This is a genomic window from Paenibacillus alkalitolerans (assembly GCF_016482785.1).
In the GTDB taxonomy this organism is placed as follows: Bacteria; Bacillota; Bacilli; order Paenibacillales; family YIM-B00363; genus Paenibacillus_AE; species Paenibacillus_AE alkalitolerans.
The window spans coordinates 67,899-86,375 of the sequence record NZ_JAEMXM010000004.1 but is presented as its reverse complement, the minus strand read 5'-3'; the positions used below and the strand labels follow the sequence as shown (position 1 = coordinate 86,375).

Genomic DNA, 18,477 nt, shown 5'->3' with positions numbered 1-18,477 from the left:
AATTAAAAAAACCCCTCTCATCCCACTACACCGTAACGGTGAGCATATGGGACGAAAGGGGTTGTTCTTTCGCGGTACCACCCAAAATTCGCCGCCATCTTGCGATGACAGCCTCGGCAGGTAACGTTGGCGCGCAAGCGCACAATCGTATCTGCAGCACGGTAACGTGTGCCATTCCGATTCTCCCTAATAAGCAGGCATACAGGCTGGCCGGCCGGCAACTTGCGTTACCGATGTTAAGCTTTACAGCCTTAAAGCGCCGCCTTGCGTTTCAGGAGAACAGCTCCGAGGTGAGCTCGCCTATACGGGAGTTATGGCGCAGGTTTCAGCCGTTCCTATCGCTCTCTGTTCATAAGAGCCCGTATCGCTTCGTCCTCTTCATAGCCGATCAAGGTATACAACAACAGTGTGTACAATTTTCTTACAGCTTATTATATGTTCGAGCAAAATATGCGTCAAGGGCTTTTTCAGAAATCTTGAACAAGGAAAAATGTTCCGCAAACCCTCACAACAGCCACACTATTGAAGCAAAACACTTTGAATAGTTTCAAAAAATGAAGTTATTCCGCATAATCACCCAGGTTCGCTTGAAATAACTTCAAAAAATGAAATTATTCATCCAAAAACGGGCCATTTTCCAACAAAACGGGCAAAATAACTTCAAAAAGTGAAACTATTGCGCTGAACCAGGCAGCCTCGAGCCGAATAACTTCAAAAATTGAAGTTATTTTGTCCGGAAAGCAAAAACCGCCGTCCGTAAGGCGGCGGCGGCTCGTTCGCGCAAGCCGTTCCTTACGCGTTGATTTTCTCTTTCGCTTTGCCCGCAAGCGTGTTGAACGCGTTGATGTCGTTGACCGCGAGGTCGGCGAGCATCTTGCGGTTCACTTGAACGCCGGCCAATTTCAAACCGTGCATCATACGGCTGTAAGACAAACCGTTCATGCGTGCGGCAGCGTTGATCCGCACGATCCACAGCTTGCGGAAGTTGCGCTTCGTCTGGCGGCGGTCGCGGTATGCGTAAAGCAAGGATTTCATCACTTGCTCATGAGCCTTCTTAAACAGGCGGTGCTTCGCGCCGAAGTAACCTTTCGCGAGCTTTAAAAACTTTTTATGACGACGGCGAGTAACGAACCCGCCCTTAACTCTTGCCATGGTAAAACCCTCCTATATAATCTCTGGAAATGCTTGTGTCGAATCTTACTTGATGTTCTTCAATTGCTGCTTAAGGCGCGCATAGTCGCCTTCATGCATAAGCGGCTGCGTGGACAAACCGCGCTTTTGGCGCGCGCTCTTGCCCGAAAGCAAGTGGTTCTTATATGCTTTGTAACGCTTTACTTTGCCTGTGCCCGTCACTTTGAAACGGTCTTTCAGGGAGCTGTGCGTTTTCATTTTCGGCATGACAAATGTTCCTCCTAAATATAGTCAAGATGCTTCGTAAAAGTTATTGTTATTTCGGGGCCAAAATCATAATCATGCTTCGGCCTTCGAGCTTTGGACGGCGCTCTTGCACGGAGATTTCTTCGACTTCTTTCGCCACGCGCTCAAGCACCTTCTGTCCGACGTCGGCATGTGTGATTTCACGGCCGCGGAAACGGATCGTGCATTTCACTTTGTCTTCGTCCTTCAGAAACTTAACCACATTTCGTAGCTTGGTCTGGTAATCGTGCTCGTCGATCGTCGCGCTGAAGCGCACTTCCTTAAGGTCGACGATCTTCTGGTTTTTCCGGTTTTCTTTGTCCTTCTTCTGCTGCTCGTAACGGAATTTCCCGTAATCCATAATGCGGCAGACCGGAGGCTTCGCCGTAGGGGCGATGTTCACCAGATCCAGATTCATATCGACCGCCATTTGGAGCGCTTCACGGAATTGCTTGATTCCGATTTGCTCGCCGTCCGGACCGACGACGCGCACTTCCCGCGCACGAATTTCTTCGTTAATTTGATGTTCCCTGCTAATCGCTTGCCACCTCCAACTAAAATAACGTACCATTGACAAAAATAAAAAGCGAGCACTGCAATCAGTGCCCGCGTTCTGCCGAATAACGCACTTACGTAATCGGGTCGCAATCTCGTGTAGCGGCGATACCGGCCGATTAAACAATCGGACAGGTGAGAAGCGGGCGCTTCTGCTTTGTGCCAAATAAATAAGAAAAACAAAACTCATCCAAAAATATATCACGCAAACGCAAGGTTGTCAATACAACCCGCCCGAATCTATCCGAAACAGTTGCGGCCTAAAACTTCTGCACGTCGTCCAACCGCAGTACCCGTGTATGCTGCGTATGGCTCCACCTCTTGTTGTTTTGGGTAAAGAACGCATGGAACGTAATCGGGTACCAGGACAGCAAGAACAATGGGAACAGCAGCAGCGCGATGTACGGCTTCCACGATTTGACCCCTTCCAGCGCGAGCGCCAACGGGAACTGCATATAGATCAGCAGCATGAATAGCACGCCGGCCGAGGCCGGAACGAAATTGTAAATCGAGATGAGACTCGGGTCCCCCGGACGAGCTTGGTCGATCATCAAAATCACCGTAAATACGAACGCGATCAAGACGTTGTATACCGTAACAGAATAAAGGGCCGTGTCGATTTTCGTAAAGTTTCTCTCCTTCAATCCGGACCAAAGCAGCGGGAAGAAATATCTGCGCGCGACGTCGAAATGCCCCTGCATCCAGCGCAGCCGTTGCCGCGCCGAAGCGTTGAACGTTAGCGGCTTTTCGTCGTAGACTTTAGCGTCATAGTTGAATGTCGGATATACGCCGCGCTGTACGCAACGCATCGTAAATTCCAGGTCTTCGACGAGCGACGTCGCTCCCCATCCCATCTCCTTAAGCAGCTTGGACTCGAAGCACATCCCCGTGCCGCCGAGGAAGTTGGCCATCTTCAAGTTGCGGCGCGGCATTTGCCAAAGCCGGTTGCAGAACCAATACGTGATGCCGTATGCGGACGTAATCCAGGAATCGACGGGATTTTTCGTATCCAAATACGCTTGTACGACGCGGGAGCCGTTGCAAAGATCGTCGTTCATCTCCCGCAGGTAGTTCGGATCGACCAAATTATCGGCGTCAAACATGGCGACGGCGTCGTATTTTTTCGGCATCGCCCAAAGTTCGCGAAGCATCCACTCGATGGCGTAGCCTTTGCCCCGGAGCACGGCATTGAAACGTTCCATCGCATAGACGCCGTGAGCTCGAGCGATATCCGCCGTTCCATCGGTGCAATTGTCGCAAATGACAAAGATATCGTACATTTCTTTCGGGTAATCCATGGCCTTCAAATTGTCGATCAGCGCGCCGACGACCTTCTCTTCGTTATGGGCCGCGACAAGCACCGCAAAAGTTTTCTTCGGCGCATGGCGCACCTTGTCCTTCTTCAATTTCAAACCGAAAAAAGATAACACCAGCTGGTACAGCCCTATCAAAAACAATCCGATCTGCACGGTTAAAACGATTCCGTTCAGCATCATTCTCCCCCTCATATCTTTATTCTCTCTTTACTAACGGAATGGAGACCGGAAATGTTTGTGCATTTGTCCGATTCGCGCATTCCTTCTCCGGGTATTAACTGATTTTGCTTTACATTCCGAATCAAGTCAAAAATCGTATGCATAGCTGTAGACAAGCATAGGCTTAAAAAAGGGGAGCCTCGAAGCCAGGCTGCTCCGGCTCTCCCTTTTTCTCTGGATATGTACTTATTGTATCGTTTTTCTCGCTTTTTATGTCAAATGTATGACGAAATGTTACAGAAATGTTACAAAAGTCGCATGAACAGCGGTCAAGGATGAGGAGAAGGTGCGAGGCGAATAAGAAAAAAGCGGCAAATTTTGCCGCTTCATTTGTCGATAATTATGAAACTTTAGTCCGGCCGGAACCGTTTAAATAATTAGCGCCGCTTGTGTTTGTTCCGCGTGCGGGACGCTGCGGTAAGAGTCGAGCAGGCGGCTGAAGACGCGGTCCCATGACTGGGACATTGCGTATTCTCTGCCGGCTGAGCCGAGCCGGGCTCGAAGACCCGCGTTCCTATACAATTCCAGGAGCGCGCGGGAGAATGCCCCGGCATCGCCAGGCGGGCACAACAACCCAGTGCCGCCGTGCCGTACATTGTCTTTCACTCCGCCGGCGTCTGCGCCGATAACCGGGGTGCCGCTCGCGAGCGATTCGAGCACGACGTTGCCGAACGTTTCCGTTGCCGACGGAAACAGGAATACGTCCGAGGCGGCGTACAGCTCGCTCAGCCGTTTGCCGTGAACGAAGCCGAGCAGCCGGACGTTGGATTTGCCTCCGTCGCCGGCGTATTTCGCGGCGAGATCTTTATATAGCGGACCGTCGCCCGCAATGATCAACTCCATGTTCCGGCGCACATGCTCCGGAAGGCGACGGAACGCTTCGATCAGAACGTCGACGCTTTTCTCCGGCGCGAGGCGCCCCACGAACAAAACGACGAATTTCCGCGGGTCGACGCCGTGCCGTCGCAACACCTCGTCGCGGTCTACATCCGGATGAAACCGCTCGGAGTGTATGCCTCGGCCCCACACTTCCAAGTTGGGGATGCCCCGGCCCTTCAAGTGCTCCAATGCGGAAGGCGACGGCACGTACACCTTGCTGCAATCCGCATGAAACCACGTCATATATTTCCAGAGCATCGGCTCCATCCAATGGAGCTTATAGTACGCCAAATACTGGTCGAAATGCGTATGGTATGAAGCGACCAACGGCACGCCGTGTTTTCGCGCGTAGTGGCTGCCGTACAGCCCTAAGTTGAACGGCGTCGCTACATGGATGATGGTCGGTTTGAATTCCCGCAGCGTTTTCTTAATGTTGATCGGGTTGGGGATGGCGATTTTGCACTCGGGGTATAGAAAGAACGGAATGCTGAAGAAACGTTCGACCACATTGCTTCCGGCGCCCGGTTGTTGCTCTCCGGTCGGCGCGAACACTTTGCACTCAATGCCTTGCGATTCCAAGTAGTTTGCCCAACGCCCCAGCGTCTTGGCAACGCCGTTCACATCCGGTAAAAAAGTGTCGGTAAACAAAGCTACTCTCATGAAGCATCCCCTTTCTCAACCGAATCGCTTTCCTCTACTCGCGGACTGGCTTCTTAGACTGTACTGAGATGAAGATTTTCTCACTACTATATATTGTAGCGAGATTTGTTATCGGAACGTAAGAACACAATTAATTCCTACATAAAATTTTATGAAAAAAATTTATATCCAATTAACAAAAGCAATTTACAATGGATGATGTTATACCTTTCTGTTTAAGGCATTATCGTATACAATTAGTACAGACATGATGAGGAGGAGCTCCTAAGTATGAGCCGTGTGATGGCCTGGTTAAAAACAAGCGACCAGCGTATGTTCTTTTTCGTTAATCATAAATTTAAGCACGCTTTGATCGGAATGATTCTGAGCCGAATCACCCATTTGGGCGGGGCGACCGCTACGATTGCGGCGACCCTGAGCACTTGGTTGTTTGCCCCGCAGCCCTGGTCCAGAATCGGACTGCAAGCATTCATTGCGCTTGCGGCCAGCCATATACCGGTAGCCGTGATGAAGAAGATGTATCCGCGCCTGCGTCCGTATCTGGTTTTGCCGGAGACCATCACTTGCGAGAAACCGCTGAAGGACCACTCCTTTCCGTCCGGTCATACGACGGCGATTTTCTCGGTTGTAGCGCCGTTCGTGGTCGCTTTCCCGCTGCTTGGATTCATCCTGATACCGATCGCTATGATCGTCGGCATGTCCCGTATGTATCTTGGGCTTCACTACCCTTCGGACGTGGCTGCTGGTTGTTTGGTCGGATGTTTGACGGCGTTCGGCACTGTTGCGTTTTTTGGATGATAGTCGTGTATGGCTTCCATGATTTTACTTCATGCACAGTTTTTTTAGACCTTCTCCGGGTCGCAAGAAAAACTTTTTGACATCGCTCCCATGATTTTACTTCAAGAAAAGTTTTTCTTTAGACAATCGTCAGTGTCGCAAAAAAACTGTATGATTAGACTTCCATGATTTTACTTCATGCACAGTTTTTTTTTTAGACCTTCTCCGGGTCGCAAGAAAAACTTTTTGACATCGCTCCCATGATTTTACTTCAAGAAAAGTTTTTCTTTAGACAATCGTCAGTGTCGCAAAAAAACTGTATGATTAGACTTCCATGATTTTACTTCATGCGCAGTTTTTTTTATAATATCGCTATAGTTTAATCATATACTTGTACCGATAGAGCACTAATAGTATAGGTGAGGGTCAGGTGAACTGCCTTGCGTCGAAAGAAACGAATACTCATTCTTTCCGAAGGATTCGGTGCCGGACATACCCAAGCTGCTCACGCGCTGGCGGTCAGCTTGAGGCGGTTGTCGCCTACGGTGCAAACACGGGTTATGGAATTGGGCACTTTTCTTCATCCCACCATTTTCCCGCTCATTTTTAACGCATACAAGAAGACGGTCACATCGCAGCCGAGGTTGTACGGCATGGTGTACCGCTCCCAATACAAGAAGAAAATCGGCCGGTTCTCGCAGCTCGCTCTGCATCGTATATTTTACGCGCACACGGCGCAAATCATCCGGCAGTTGAAACCGGACGCCGTCGTTTGTACCCATCCGTTCCCCAATACCGTCGTGTCCCGTTTGAAACGCGCCGGATTGGAAGTGCCGCTATGCACGGTAATCACCGACTACGATGCACACGGGACGTGGATATCGTCGGAGACGAACAGATACTTGGTATCGACGCCGGAAGTAAAGATGAAACTGATATCGAGGGGCATCCCGAGCAACAAAATTTGGGTGACCGGCATTCCGGTTCACCCGAATTTCTGGCATAAGCACGATAAGGAAGAGATCAGGGCATCGTTCAAGCTGAAAGCGATGCCTACCGTGCTCGTGATGGGCGGCGGCTGGGGACTCGTAAATCAGGAAGACTTGATGCGATACATGGTACAGTGGCGCGACCGGATCCAGTTTATTTTCGTTCTCGGCAATAACCAGAAAGCGTTAAACCGTATGGCGCAAGACCGCGCTTTCCAGCATGAGAATATCCGGCTTCTCGGCTTCACGCGGGAAGTGGACAAATTAATGGAAATATCCGACCTGCTGATTACGAAACCCGGCGGCATGACCTGCACGGAAGCGCTGGCGAAAGGTTTGCCGATGCTGTTTCACAAACCGATCCCGGGACAAGAGGAAGAAAATGCTCAATACTTCACTGCTAACGGCTTCGGCGAGCAGTTGAAATCGCATGACACGGTCGACTACTGGTTCAACCGCCTCGTCACGCAGTACGGCGATGTCGTGCAGCGCCGCGAAACGCTGTCGCGCATGCTGCGGCGGTACAATCCGGAAGATTGCTCGAAGGCGATATTGCAGATAGTGGATTGACGCTCCTGTGGGAGCGTCTTTTTTATATCGTCTCCTGAGTTTCCCACGACGAAATAACATTATTAAGGAAAAAGGTTGTGTGTAAAAGAGCGTCCGATTGCAATAATTGTAACGAATTCCGACGATCCCGCTATGTTATGGCAATTCACTGTTCATAAGCGGTTGTTTAGACGACACATTATGAACATACTATTGCCATACTTGCACAGGCGGACTAATATATCGTCCCATAACATTCACAACGACGACCATTTATGTACATTCCGTTGCCATAGTGATAAAAGCGTTGGACAAACTTACCAAAGCTTAGTAAAATATATCTCGTGAAGCACACATATTCGGACAATTATGTCCGCATACGTGTGCTTTTTCTATTTTGAAGAGGAGGAGTCGAATAATGCACTTAGCTGTCGCCAGGTTTATCGAGAAAGTGGAGGCGGATGCTCGCAGTATCGGAAAGAAGCGATTTAAAATAAACCACATTGAAATTGCGTTTCTGGAGGAGGTGTTCGGTCCGGAATTCAATTATGATTTTGAAGGACTTGAGCCGCAATTCCCCTTTAAAGATTACAAAGACGGCAACCGATTTGTCGACTTCATCTACAGAAAAGGGGTGATCAAGATCATCATCGAAATCGACGGTCTCACATGGCACGTTACTCACATCTCGACGGAAGAGTTTGACGATCATCAAGAGCGGCAAAACGACCTTCTTCTATCCGGGGGATATCTCCTACTGCGCTTTACGGCAAACATGGTCCAAAAGAAGCCGATGTTATGCCGAAGACAACTGATGCAAGCAGTCGGGCGATGCTACACTTCAGCGACAAGCTCTGTTCCGCTTGATGTGAACGATATTTGGTCCTACCGGAAGCACGCAGTCAAGCAGCTTGCAGACAAAACCACCCGGCTTATCAAACCGGCGGACCTCGCCGCAGAATTCAACATCACCCGCCGGACAGCGGTGTATTGGCTGCAACGGCTGAGTAAAGAAGGTTACGTATTACCCGTGAAAAAAGATAAACGGATCGTCGGGTACAAATGGGTGAACCGTTAATTCCGGGGTGCGCCGTCGACGCGGATGACGCTTTTCGCCCGGCGCCGGCCGGCATCCCTACTCGCCTGCTTCGATCCGGGCGCCAACTCGGCGGCGAATTCGGTGTCGCCGGAGACGGAGGCCGATGTGGGTACGAGCTTCGACTCAGGCACCGCCACCGACGCCGGCCCCCCGGCCGCTTCCGCAGCGCGCTTCTCCCGGCGCTCGCGCAGCTCCCGAAGCTCCGCCTTCCGCCGATCGATCGCACGCTCGCCAACAATCGCCTCGCAGCGATGAATGTTCACGCCTTGATTGTGAAATTTCATCTCGTATTCGGTCATGACCATATTCGGCGCGACGCCCGACCCGTGCAAATCGAGCGAGATGTTGCGGAGCATCATCTCCATCTCGGAGAACGAGTTCAACGAAAACTCAAACAGCGAGCGCGAATCCGTCTTCAAGTGAATTTCGCCGTCCTCATTCAAGACATTCCGGTATTTGGCCAGGAACCCCGGATGCGTCAATCTCCGGTTCGCATGGCGCGTCTTCGGCCACGGATCGCTGAAATTCAAATAAATGCGCTCGAGCTCCCCCGGCGCGAACATTTCCTCAATGCCTTCTATATTGCCGAGCACGAGCCGCAAATTGTTCGTTACCGCGTTGCCCGCCGCCGCATACTCCTTGCGCGCCTCCTCCGCCTTCTCGCTTGCTTTGCGGATGAGCTCGTCGTACATATCGATACCGATAAAATTAATATCCGGATACAGCAAGCTCATCCGGCTGATGAACCGCCCTTTGCCCATGCCCAATTCCGCGTGAATCGGACGGTCGTTGCCGAATACTTCTCTCCACCGCCCCCGAAGCTGTTTGGGCTGCAGAATCACTCTGTCTTCCAATGAATGAAGGAGTTCTTTCGTTCCGGATCTTCTTCTTAATCTCATGGCCAATCCCTTTCCGTCATTCTTTCCGCCGTCATTTTGCAATATAATAAGAGCGACCGCGATCATCGGGCGACTGCGGCGCCAAAACCGGCAAACAATGTATATTGTGCCCAATCGGATAAGTTAAAGCAAGCAAGCGGCGGAAAAAAACAAAAAAGAAAGGAACTCTCCCCATACAGAGGAAAGTTCCTGAGGAACCGTTTCGCGATTAATGCTCCAAAACTTTCGATTCGATCGTCTTCTTGACCTTCTTGCGAGCTTCCGTCAACAGATCGGGCTGCTCATTGAAACGGATTCCCGTCAGAGCGATCGCTTCTTTGACCGTCAATTCGACAGTGATCTTCTCTTCACCGTGCGGTACGGCGATTCCTTGATTCATGATCGTCACCTCGTCCATGCGTATTTTTGGGAGGTAATCCTATTGTGCCCTCCCCGCACAAACTGTAAAACTAGAGGCAGGAATAGAGAGAAAAATGTTGTCGCGACACACTTTTAATTTAACACGCCATGTTAGGTTTGTCAAGTGCGAAACCGCTATTATATATAAATCGGGAGGTGTTGGGCTTGGCCGATTTCATGGTCGAAACGCGTGATTTAACGAAGCGCTTCGGCGCAACCGCCGCGGTTGACAAAGCAAACATCCGCATACGTACCGGCGAAGTATACGGATTGCTCGGTCCCAACGGCGCCGGCAAGTCGACGACGATCAAGATGCTTTGCACATTTCTGCGCCCCACATCGGGAACGGCGGCGATCGAAGGATCGGACACCGTGCGCGAAGGCAATCAAGTACGCCGGCGGATCGGCATCATCTTCCAAGATCCGAGCCTCGACGACCGACTGACTGGCCGGGAAAATCTCGAGCTGCACTGCATGTTTTACCACGTTCCGAAGGCCGAACGCCAAAAGCGGATCGAAGAGCTGCTTACGATCGTCGATTTGTCGGCTCATGCGGAAAGAGACGTTCGCACATATTCCGGAGGGATGAAGCGGAGATTGGAAATCGCCCGCGGTTTGCTGCACGAGCCGCGCCTGCTCATCCTCGACGAACCGACGATCGGCCTCGACCCACAGACGCGCAAATCGATTTGGGAATACATTCACGCATTGCAGCGGCGAACGGGTCTCACCATCCTTATGACGACGCATTACCTCGAAGAGGCGGAAGCTTGCCACAATATCGGCATCATGGACAAGGGAAAGATCATCGCCGAAGGCTCCCCCGAATTTCTCAAGCTCCAATCGTCCGTCACCCGCATAACGGTGGAATCGTCCGAGGCGGATCGGATCGTTGCGAACTATGTGCAAGACCGTTCCATCGTGTCGCTCAAACGCGAGCAGCGAAAAATCGTATTCGAAGTCGGGCATGCCGAGAGCTTTCTGCCGACGTTGTTCGCTCTCGGACTGCCCATTGACTCGCTCAGCGTGCAAAAACCGTCTCTCGACGACGTATTCCTCAAGCTGACCGGCAGGCAAATCCGCGAAGAAGAGGCCGATGCGAAAGAGCAAATGAGGAATGTCATGAAAATACGGGGAAGGAGGACGTAACGATGCTGCAGACTAGCGTGTTCGGCACTGCGGTATACGGCATTTGGCTGCGGGACATCAAGAAATACTTCCGCGTTCGTACGCAGCTGCTCGGCGCACTCATTCGCCCCCTGCTCTGGCTTGTCATTATGGGCGGGGGCCTGCGCCCGATCGTTTCGAACGTGCAAGGAGTCGATTACCTTCACTTTATTTTTGCAGGGATCGTATCGATGACGATCATCTTCAGCGCGATGCAGTCCGCCGTGTCCGTCGTCTGGGATAGAGAATTCGGCTACTTGAAAGAAATTCTCGTCGCCCCGATTCCCCGTGTCGCGATCGTCATCGGCAAATCGCTAAGCGCGGCGACCACGGCAACGCTGCAGGGCGTCATCACTCTGGTGTTTCTGCCCGTTGTCGGCGTGCCGGTCGCTTGGTGGACGATTCCGGTGCTCATCGCATGCATGTTCCTCCTCTCGTTAGTCATCGCCGCGCTCGGTCTCGCCATTGCAGGACGCATGACGAGCTTCGAAGGCTTCGGCGCCATCGCCAACTTCCTGCTCATGCCGATGTTTTTCTTGAGCGGCGCGATTTACCCGGTCGATACGGTGCCGTTGTGGCTGAAGCCGTTAATTTTTATCAACCCGTTGACGTACGGAGTCGATCTGATGCGGGAGGTGCTGGTGTCGGCGGGACATTTTTCCGTGTGGGTCGACTGCGTGGTGTTGTTCGGGATCGCCGCGGTGTTAACCGGCATCGCCATTCCTATGTACGAGCGGGAATAACCCTTCCGTCTCCTATCCTTCTCCCCGGAAATTGGGTACAATGGGGAAGAAGGATTTTTTCAATTCAACAAGGAGCACTGTCAAAAATGACGCAATTTACCGAAACGCCCGCCGCCAAACCACTGCAGTGGGGCGACAAGCGGTTTCATACATGGAACTACGAGATGCGCGAGCAATTCGGAACGAAGGTGTTTAAGGTGATGCTGGACGCCGGGTTTACGTGCCCGAACCGCGACGCTGCGATCGCGACCGGCGGCTGCACGTTTTGCAGCGCGCGCGGATCCGGCGATTTCGCCGGCAGCCGGCGGGACGATCTCGTCACCCAGTTCAACTCCGTTCGCGACCGGCAGCATCAGAAGTGGCCCAACGCCCGGTACATCGGTTATTTCCAGGCGTATACAAACACGTACGCTCCGGTGGAAACGCTGAAGGAATACTACGAAGCGATACTGGAGCAGCCGGGAGTCGTCGGACTGTCGATCGCCACGAGGCCCGATTGCCTTCCGGACGATGTCGTGGAATATTTGGCGGAGTTGAACCGGCGCACGTATCTATGGGTGGAGATGGGGCTGCAGACGGTCCACGAGCGAACCTCCGAGCTGGTGAACCGCGCGCACGACACGGACACGTATTACCGCGCGGTGGAGAAGCTGCGCGCCCACGGCATCCGGGTATGCGCGCACATCATCTACGGCTTGCCGCTGGAGACGCATGAGATGATGCTCGAGACCGGGCAAGCCGTCGCGGAGATGGACGTGCAGGGCATCAAGATCCATCTGCTGCACCTGATGCGCAAAACCCCGATGGTGAAGCAGTACGAAGCCGGACTGGTCCGGTTTTTGGAGCGCGACGAGTATGTCGGATTGGTCGTCGACACGCTGGAACGGCTGCCGCCGGAAATGATCGTCCACCGCGTCACGGGCGATGCGCCGCGGGAGCTGCTGATCGGGCCGATGTGGAGCTTGCGCAAGTGGGAAGTGCTGAACGCGATCGACGCGGAGCTCGTGCGCAGGGACACGTGGCAGGGCAAGTATCGGCGGGGAAGGTGAGGCTGCAATAGGCTTTCTATCGATACTATCGTTTGCTCACTCGCTGGTGAAAGAACGGGTGCGCCCCGGAGACATCGCCGTCGACGCCACGGTCGGCAACGGTCACGACACGCTCTTCTTATGCCGGCTTGTCGGTCCCGGAGGGCATGTGTACGGCACCGACATACAGGCGGAGGCGGTAACGTCGGCTCGGGCGCGGTTATGCGAAGAAGGCGTGGCGGCCGGCACATTCACGCTTTGGCAGGCCGACCACAGCCGCTTGGCGGAGCTGCTGCCGGGCGAAACCCAACGCCGGGTCGCAGCCGTCATGTTCAACCTCGGCTATTTGCCCGGCGGCGATCACGCGACGATTACAACCGCGGGCACAACGATTCGCGCGTTGGAAGCGGCTGTCGAGGCGCTGCGCGCCGGCGGCATCGTTACGGCGGTCGTTTATCCCGGACATGCAGGCGGAGAGACGGAAGCCGCCGCCGTCGATGCTTGGATGGCCGCGCTGCCGCAATCCAAGTACCAAGCTTTGCAGTACCGGTTTACAAATCAGCGCAACGCACCGCCTTATGTCGCGGCGGTCGAAAAGCGCGGATAATAAGTTTCATCGTCATGGGAGGAAGAGAGAAGATGTCCGTACAACCTTATCCGCTGAAATTTCGCCCCGAATTTAAAGAGCGCGTCTGGGGAGCGCGCGAGTTGGAACGATTCGGCCTTACGCTGCCTGAAGGAAACATCGGCGAAGCATGGATGATCGGGGAGCATCCGAACGGCACGACGGAGGTCGTTAACGGCGAGCTGGCAGGCAAAAGATTGAACGAGCTGCGCGAAACATTCGGCGTCGAATGGTTCGGCTCGAGGGGCATCTCCCCGAAAACCGGCCGCTTCCCGCTGCTGGTCAAGCTGCTCGATTGCAGCGACGACCTGTCGGTGCAGGTGCATCCGAACGACGATTACGAGCGGCTCGGTCCGGGCGAGCTCGGCAAAACCGAGATGTGGTACGTGCTTGATGCCAAGCCCGGCGCCAAAATCATCTACGGTCTTCGCGAAGGCGCCGACCGGAACGCGCTCGCCGCCGCCATCGCCGAAAATCGCATTATGGACTGCCTGCAGGAAGTTTCGGTACAGCCGGGCGACACGTTCTATATTCCGGCAGGCACCGTGCATGCGCTCGGAGCGGGCGTGTTGGTGGCGGAAATCCAGCAAAACTCGGACACCACCTACCGCCTGTACGACTACAACCGACCGGGTCTGGACGGCAAACCGCGGGAGCTTCATATCGAAGACTCGCTCAATGTGATCGCCTACGACGGCTCCGGGGCGTCGCGAGGGACGACCGTGCTGTCCGGCGACAACAGTTGGCTTACGCTGGCCTCCTCCCCTTACTTCAAGGTGGAGAAAGGCCGCTCCGGCAGCGAATGGAATTTGTCCACGGACCCCGGCAGCTTCCAGATTATTATTGCTTGCGAAGGCGCCGGCGCCATTCATTGGGCCGGGGGCGAAGCCGCGTTGAATCCCGGAGATTGCTATCTGCTCCCCGCGAATCTCGGCGGCTATGCGTTAACCGGCGCCGTGACGGTGCTTCGGAGTTACGTTCCGTAAGATCCGAAAAGCTCATCCCGACAGTTTGGCAAAGCGGTGAAACGCTCCGGCGTTTCGCCGCTTTTTTTTGTCGTCTTCACTTTTATTCTTTAGTAAAATTGAACTTTATTAATCATTTACAAATACGCTTCTTATTGTTCATTTACTAGAATAGACGCAACGTTTACAATAGATACATAACTTTCCAAGAGGGGATTTTGCACGTGATAGCTACTTTTGTGGTAGATCTGGCGTTGTATGTCGCTATCACTCTAATCTTATTAAAAATGAGAGATTTGGCAGCCAATTATCCGAATATAAATTGGAGCTGGTTTCCGACTCTTTCCGCCAGTTTTTTATCTTTTTCCGCCATGCTGCATCCTTATCGGATCGAAGCCCACTACTTCGACTTGAGATATATTCCTCTGCTGCTTTTGTCCTATTTGAAAGGATGGAAAGCGGGACTCGCGGCCGCTCTGCTCCCCGCCGCTTACCGCCTGTATATGGGAGGAGACTCCGCAGCGGCGGAAAGCGTCGTTACGATGGTTCTTCCCGTTTTGCTCGGGGCCATGTTTCACGATAAATCTGAAAAGTCCGAATATAAGTTGCCTCGAATGGCCGACGTATTAATATCCGTCAATTTGTTCTACTTTGTTCATTGGTTCGGCGGTCTCGTATTCACCCAACTGCCTTTGTATCAATGGACTGAAATTTCGATCATCAGCTCCTTGTTCGGCAATTTGTCCGCTATTGCCATCACTTGGATTTACAACGATTACAGCCGAAACAGGATCATCAAGCGCGAATACGAGAAGCTGTCCAATTACGATTCGAAAACCGGCCTGCCCAACATTCGCTTTTTCCACGAGAAGGCCGCAACTCTCGCATCCAATCAACCGATATTTTTGCTAATGATCGATATCGACCACTTCAAGCATTATAATGACGCCCATGGCCATATCATCGGAGACGGCCTGTTATCGCATTTCGGCACAACGATAAAGCAATCGATCGGGGAAAAAGGATTTGTCGCCCGGTACGGAGGAGAAGAATTTGTCGCCGTGCTGCCGGTAGATTCGAAGGATACCGCTTGCGCCATAGCGGAGTGGGTACGGTCGGATATCGAACACACGTCTTTCTCCGGCAGCGAGAAGCAACCGTACGGCAAATTAACGGTATCCATCGGGGTCAGCGGCCCCTCCAACGATCTGTCCACGCTTATTCAGCATGCCGAAGAAGCGTTAATCGTCGCCAAACACCAAGGAAAGAACCGGTATTGCTTCTACGGCGATGTCTCCGCTTTCGTCGATCGCACCCAGCTGGAACAAGAGCGCGACTTCTTCAAGAACCATTACGAATCGATCTTGGAGGCGTCGGGCGACGGCATCTGCGGATTGGACAGCCAAGGAAAAATTACGTTCGCGAACCCCGCGGCCGTGCGTCTTACGGGGTATCCTCAAGATGAGCTGGTCGGCAAGGAAATCCATATGCTGTTTGCGGACGATCCATCGGCAGCCGCGGCCGATTTTCCGATAACGATGACGCTTCGGGACGGCGTGCTCCGCCATCAATTGGATGCGCCGCTGTACCGCAAGAACGATCTCCCGTTGTCCGTCGAATATATTTGCAGCCCCATGATTGATCGCGACCGGGTGTTGGGCGGCGTCGTAACGTTCATAGATATTACGGAACGAAAGAAACTGCAGGAGCTCGCCAGAAAAGCCGACCGCATGGATGTGATCGGAAATACGGCGGAAGGCATCGCTCACGAAATTCGAAATCCGCTCACGACGCTCAAGGGATTTCTCCAATTATGCAAGCCGAAGCTGGATCCGAATCATTTCGAAACGATGCGCAGGGAATTGGACCAAATCGAATTCGTCGTCCGCGAGCTTCTCATCGTATCGAAACCTCACGAGCTGCAGCTGCGGGAGACGGATTTGCTCGATTGCGTCAAGCAGTCCATTCATTCGGCGAAAGGCCAAGCCTTCTTGCAAAAATCGGAAATCCATTTCGATCATACCGACGGAATACCGACCGTTTACGGAGATCCCAACCGGTTGGCCCAGCTTGTCCTTCATCTCATCCGCAACGCGCTGGATTCATTGGAGGAGCAAGGTGACGTCGACGTCCTGTTGACCGCCGATCGCGATGAAGACACCGTTATACTTACAATCCGGGACAACGGCAAAGGAATGCCCGAAGATATCGTTCAGAAGCTCGGGGAACCGTTCTATTCAACCAAGACAAACGGGATAGGCCTGGGGATGACGTTATGCAATCAAATCGTCCAGCAGCACAAGGGGGAATTGATCGTGGAAAGCGCCATGAACGAAGGGACGACGGTAATCGTGAAGTTTCCTTCTTATTCAAAGATATCGGCAATGAATTAGAAAAAAAAAACCGTTCGTCAACCGACGACGGCTCTTTCCATTGGCATAGTAAACACATCGGCATAGGCGGAAGAATCCGGAGAAAACCTCGCGATCAGCAGCGTTTCGCCCGACCGGTCCGCCTGCCCGGAAGCCAACAGCTTTCTCAGGTCCAGAGGAACCTTCTCGATCATCACCTGCTTGTGCAGCTCCCGCTCGCTAAGCCCCAGTGCGGCAAACTCGGGCGACACGTCTTCAGGACACTCGCTCAGCCGGCGCATCCAATGCGAATGCTCCTCTTCCGAGAGCAGCACGTTCCACCAAATTTTTCGCGGTTTGTACTTGTGCTGCGTGAAATAATCGTACTTCATCAGCCCTTCGGCCGCATCGAAATCGTTAATCCGCCGATGCAGCAAAAATTCCCGCAGCCGCAAAAACAAATCCTCCAGCTGGTGACCGATCCGCTCCCACCCGCGCTCTTCCCAGAACGTCCCGAACTGCTGGAAAAAATCGAACGCCGATTCAAACTGACGATCGATCAAATACCGGACGGTGCGGTCCATCCGGTGCGCGTTCCAGTACTTTTCCAACACGTCCTCCGCTTGCTTGATCCGCACGATGTCGCTGAACGAGAGCACGTTGTTCCCCAAAATTTCGTAAGGCGCACGATCCGTGTATACATAACCGTGATCCGCCGCCCTCGCTCGCACCCCGGTTCCGCGCAGCATTTTCAAAAAACCGAGCTGCAGCTCTTCCGGTCCCAACGCAAACACATCGTTGAACGTCTTGCGGAAGGAGGCGTAATCTTCTTCGGGCAAGCCCGCGATCAGATCCAGGTGCTGCGCGATTTTGCCGCTTTCCTTGATCTTCGTAACTGTCCGCGAAAGCTTGGCGAAGTTTTGCCGGCGTTGGATAATTTCGTTCGTCTCGTCGTTCGTCGACTGCACCCCGATTTCAAATCGAAACACGCCCGGAGGCGCATGCTCCGCCAAATAGTCGAGCACCTCGGGGCGCATAATGTCCGCCGTTATTTCAAACTGAAACGTGCAGCCGCCGTGGTTCGCAATAAGGAACTCGAAGACCTCCATGGCATAGTCCCGCTTGATGTTGAACGTCCGGTCGACGAACTTGATAAGCTTCGCCCCCGACCGGATCAAGTGCAGCAAATCCCGCTTCGTCCGCTCGATATTGAAGTAACGGACTCCTACCTCGATGCTGGACAAGCAGAACTGGCAGGAGAACGGGCATCCGCGGCTCGTCTCGAAATACACGACCCGCTTCGGCAGCGACTCCGTGTCCCCGGGAAAATAATGCGGCGAAGGGATGTCGTCGAGCGCGAGCTTCGGCCGTCCCGGATTGACGACGATCGCGCCCTCTTTGCCGCGGTACGCAAGCCCGAACACGAGATGATACTTCCGCGCGCCGTCCGGCGACAGCTCCCGCAGTAGGTGGTCGAACGTCTCCTCCCCTTCTCCGACCACGATAAAGTCAACCTCGGGAATGCGCTCCATCCAATATTCCGTGTCGTACGAAACCTCCGGTCCGCCGAGCACGATGCGGATATCCGGACGTATTTTCTTCAGCATGCGGATGATCGGGATCGTCTCTTCAATGTTCCAGATATAACACGAAAACCCGACAATGTCGGGTGCGCGGCGGAACAAATCCGTCACCACGTTCAATGCGGGATCTTTAATCGTGTATTCGGCGATGTCGATATCGAACCGGCTGCCGCTGAACGCCTTCAAATAACGCAGCGCAAGCGACATATGGATATATTTGGCGTTAAGAGTTGCTAGAACCGTTTTCATGGCAAAATG

At 53.0% G+C, this 18,477-nt stretch carries 18 protein-coding genes; 9 read left to right on the top strand and 9 right to left on the bottom strand.

Annotated elements, in window-relative coordinates:
* Positions 1-25: 25 nt before the first annotated feature.
* From JET16_RS08885 to JET16_RS08860, 6 genes are all read right to left on the bottom strand, one after another.
* A complete protein-coding gene (locus JET16_RS08885) occupies positions 26-175 on the bottom strand; it encodes a hypothetical protein (RefSeq protein WP_199615474.1) in 150 nt (49 codons plus the stop codon).
* A gap of 617 nt (positions 176-792) precedes the next feature.
* Positions 793-1,152, bottom strand: a complete 360-nt coding sequence (gene rplT, locus JET16_RS08880; protein WP_199615473.1) for a 50S ribosomal protein L20 — start codon at positions 1,150-1,152, stop codon at positions 793-795.
* 45 nt (positions 1,153-1,197) lie between these two features.
* On the bottom strand, positions 1,198-1,398 hold the full coding sequence (gene rpmI / locus JET16_RS08875; protein ID WP_199615472.1) for a 50S ribosomal protein L35: 201 nt from the start codon (positions 1,396-1,398) through the stop codon (positions 1,198-1,200).
* Between the two features lie 49 nt (positions 1,399-1,447).
* Positions 1,448-1,987, bottom strand: a complete 540-nt coding sequence (gene infC / locus JET16_RS08870; protein WP_199615733.1) for a translation initiation factor IF-3 — start codon at positions 1,985-1,987, stop codon at positions 1,448-1,450.
* A gap of 244 nt (positions 1,988-2,231) precedes the next feature.
* The gene (locus tag JET16_RS08865) at positions 2,232-3,464 is read right to left on the bottom strand and encodes a glycosyltransferase family 2 protein (protein ID WP_199615732.1); all 1,233 of its coding nucleotides are present in this window, start codon (positions 3,462-3,464) and stop codon (positions 2,232-2,234) included.
* A 411-nt stretch (positions 3,465-3,875) separates the two neighbouring features.
* A complete protein-coding gene (locus JET16_RS08860) occupies positions 3,876-5,045 on the bottom strand; it encodes a glycosyltransferase family 4 protein (protein ID WP_199615471.1) in 1,170 nt (389 codons plus the stop codon).
* Positions 5,046-5,315: 270 nt separating this feature from the next.
* Here JET16_RS08860 and JET16_RS08855 point away from each other — a divergent pair, with 270 nt between their 5' ends.
* The 3 genes from JET16_RS08855 (at position 5,316) to JET16_RS08845 (ending at position 8,438) form a co-directional block, all read left to right on the top strand.
* Positions 5,316-5,843 carry a phosphatase PAP2 family protein gene (locus tag JET16_RS08855; protein ID WP_199615470.1) on the top strand — a complete coding sequence of 176 codons (528 nt, stop codon included), beginning with the start codon at positions 5,316-5,318 and terminating at the stop codon, positions 5,841-5,843.
* Between the two features lie 419 nt (positions 5,844-6,262).
* Complete coding sequence (locus tag JET16_RS08850; RefSeq protein WP_199615469.1) at positions 6,263-7,381, top strand: MGDG synthase family glycosyltransferase; 1,119 nt, start codon at positions 6,263-6,265, stop codon at positions 7,379-7,381.
* Between the two features lie 397 nt (positions 7,382-7,778).
* Positions 7,779-8,438 (top strand): DUF559 domain-containing protein, encoded by a 660-nt coding sequence (locus JET16_RS08845; RefSeq protein WP_199615468.1) that lies wholly within the window; start codon positions 7,779-7,781, stop codon positions 8,436-8,438.
* Here the strand turns inward: JET16_RS08845 and trmB are convergent.
* Positions 8,435-9,424, bottom strand: a complete 990-nt coding sequence (gene trmB, locus JET16_RS08840; RefSeq protein WP_325176652.1) for a tRNA (guanosine(46)-N7)-methyltransferase TrmB — start codon at positions 9,422-9,424, stop codon at positions 8,435-8,437. The genes JET16_RS08845 and trmB overlap by 4 nt on opposite strands.
* Before the next feature lie 142 nt (positions 9,425-9,566).
* The gene (locus JET16_RS08835) at positions 9,567-9,737 is read right to left on the bottom strand and encodes a hypothetical protein (protein ID WP_199615467.1); all 171 of its coding nucleotides are present in this window, start codon (positions 9,735-9,737) and stop codon (positions 9,567-9,569) included.
* A gap of 185 nt (positions 9,738-9,922) precedes the next feature.
* Between JET16_RS08835 and JET16_RS08830 the strand changes: the two genes are divergently transcribed.
* The 6 genes from JET16_RS08830 (at position 9,923) to JET16_RS08805 (ending at position 16,678) form a co-directional block, all read left to right on the top strand.
* Positions 9,923-10,906, top strand: a complete 984-nt coding sequence (locus JET16_RS08830) for an ATP-binding cassette domain-containing protein (protein WP_233531300.1) — start codon at positions 9,923-9,925, stop codon at positions 10,904-10,906.
* 2 nt (positions 10,907-10,908) lie between these two features.
* Positions 10,909-11,667 carry an ABC transporter permease gene (locus tag JET16_RS08825; RefSeq protein WP_199615466.1) on the top strand — a complete coding sequence of 253 codons (759 nt, stop codon included), beginning with the start codon at positions 10,909-10,911 and terminating at the stop codon, positions 11,665-11,667.
* An 86-nt stretch (positions 11,668-11,753) separates the two neighbouring features.
* Complete coding sequence (locus tag JET16_RS08820; protein ID WP_199615465.1) at positions 11,754-12,716, top strand: TIGR01212 family radical SAM protein; 963 nt, start codon at positions 11,754-11,756, stop codon at positions 12,714-12,716.
* Between the two features lie 58 nt (positions 12,717-12,774).
* Entirely contained in the window at positions 12,775-13,302 is a 528-nt protein-coding gene (locus JET16_RS08815; protein ID WP_325176651.1) for a class I SAM-dependent methyltransferase, read from the top strand.
* 32 nt (positions 13,303-13,334) lie between these two features.
* Entirely contained in the window at positions 13,335-14,306 is a 972-nt protein-coding gene (locus JET16_RS08810; RefSeq protein WP_199615464.1) for a type I phosphomannose isomerase catalytic subunit, read from the top strand.
* 203 nt (positions 14,307-14,509) lie between these two features.
* Positions 14,510-16,678, top strand: coding sequence for a diguanylate cyclase domain-containing protein (locus JET16_RS08805; protein ID WP_199615463.1), 2,169 nt, complete (start codon positions 14,510-14,512; stop codon positions 16,676-16,678).
* 17 nt (positions 16,679-16,695) lie between these two features.
* Here JET16_RS08805 and JET16_RS08800 read toward each other — a convergent pair whose 3' ends face one another.
* On the bottom strand, positions 16,696-18,468 hold the full coding sequence (locus JET16_RS08800; protein ID WP_199615462.1) for a B12-binding domain-containing radical SAM protein: 1,773 nt from the start codon (positions 18,466-18,468) through the stop codon (positions 16,696-16,698).
* Positions 18,469-18,477: the final 9 nt, after the last annotated feature.

What these genes read in the sequence shown, in the direction of transcription:
- JET16_RS08885 (WP_199615474.1), bottom strand. Translation starts at nt 175, where the DNA reads ATGGCACACGTTACCGTGCTGCAGATACGATTGTGCGCTTGCGCGCCA.
- rpmI (WP_199615472.1), bottom strand. Translation starts at nt 1,398, where the DNA reads ATGCCGAAAATGAAAACGCACAGCTCCCTGAAAGACCGTTTCAAAGTG.
- JET16_RS08865 (WP_199615732.1), bottom strand. Translation starts at nt 3,464, where the DNA reads ATGCTGAACGGAATCGTTTTAACCGTGCAGATCGGATTGTTTTTGATA.
- JET16_RS08845 (WP_199615468.1), top strand. Translation starts at nt 7,779, where the DNA reads ATGCACTTAGCTGTCGCCAGGTTTATCGAGAAAGTGGAGGCGGATGCT.
- JET16_RS08825 (WP_199615466.1), top strand. Translation starts at nt 10,909, where the DNA reads ATGCTGCAGACTAGCGTGTTCGGCACTGCGGTATACGGCATTTGGCTG.
- trmB (WP_325176652.1), bottom strand. Translation starts at nt 9,424, where the DNA reads ATGATCGCGGTCGCTCTTATTATATTGCAAAATGACGGCGGAAAGAAT.
- JET16_RS08810 (WP_199615464.1), top strand. Translation starts at nt 13,335, where the DNA reads ATGTCCGTACAACCTTATCCGCTGAAATTTCGCCCCGAATTTAAAGAG.
- rplT (WP_199615473.1), bottom strand. Translation starts at nt 1,152, where the DNA reads ATGGCAAGAGTTAAGGGCGGGTTCGTTACTCGCCGTCGTCATAAAAAG.
- JET16_RS08820 (WP_199615465.1), top strand. Translation starts at nt 11,754, where the DNA reads ATGACGCAATTTACCGAAACGCCCGCCGCCAAACCACTGCAGTGGGGC.
- JET16_RS08835 (WP_199615467.1), bottom strand. Translation starts at nt 9,737, where the DNA reads ATGAATCAAGGAATCGCCGTACCGCACGGTGAAGAGAAGATCACTGTC.
- infC (WP_199615733.1), bottom strand. Translation starts at nt 1,987, where the DNA reads ATGGTACGTTATTTTAGTTGGAGGTGGCAAGCGATTAGCAGGGAACAT.
- JET16_RS08855 (WP_199615470.1), top strand. Translation starts at nt 5,316, where the DNA reads ATGAGCCGTGTGATGGCCTGGTTAAAAACAAGCGACCAGCGTATGTTC.
- JET16_RS08860 (WP_199615471.1), bottom strand. Translation starts at nt 5,045, where the DNA reads ATGAGAGTAGCTTTGTTTACCGACACTTTTTTACCGGATGTGAACGGC.
- JET16_RS08800 (WP_199615462.1), bottom strand. Translation starts at nt 18,468, where the DNA reads ATGAAAACGGTTCTAGCAACTCTTAACGCCAAATATATCCATATGTCG.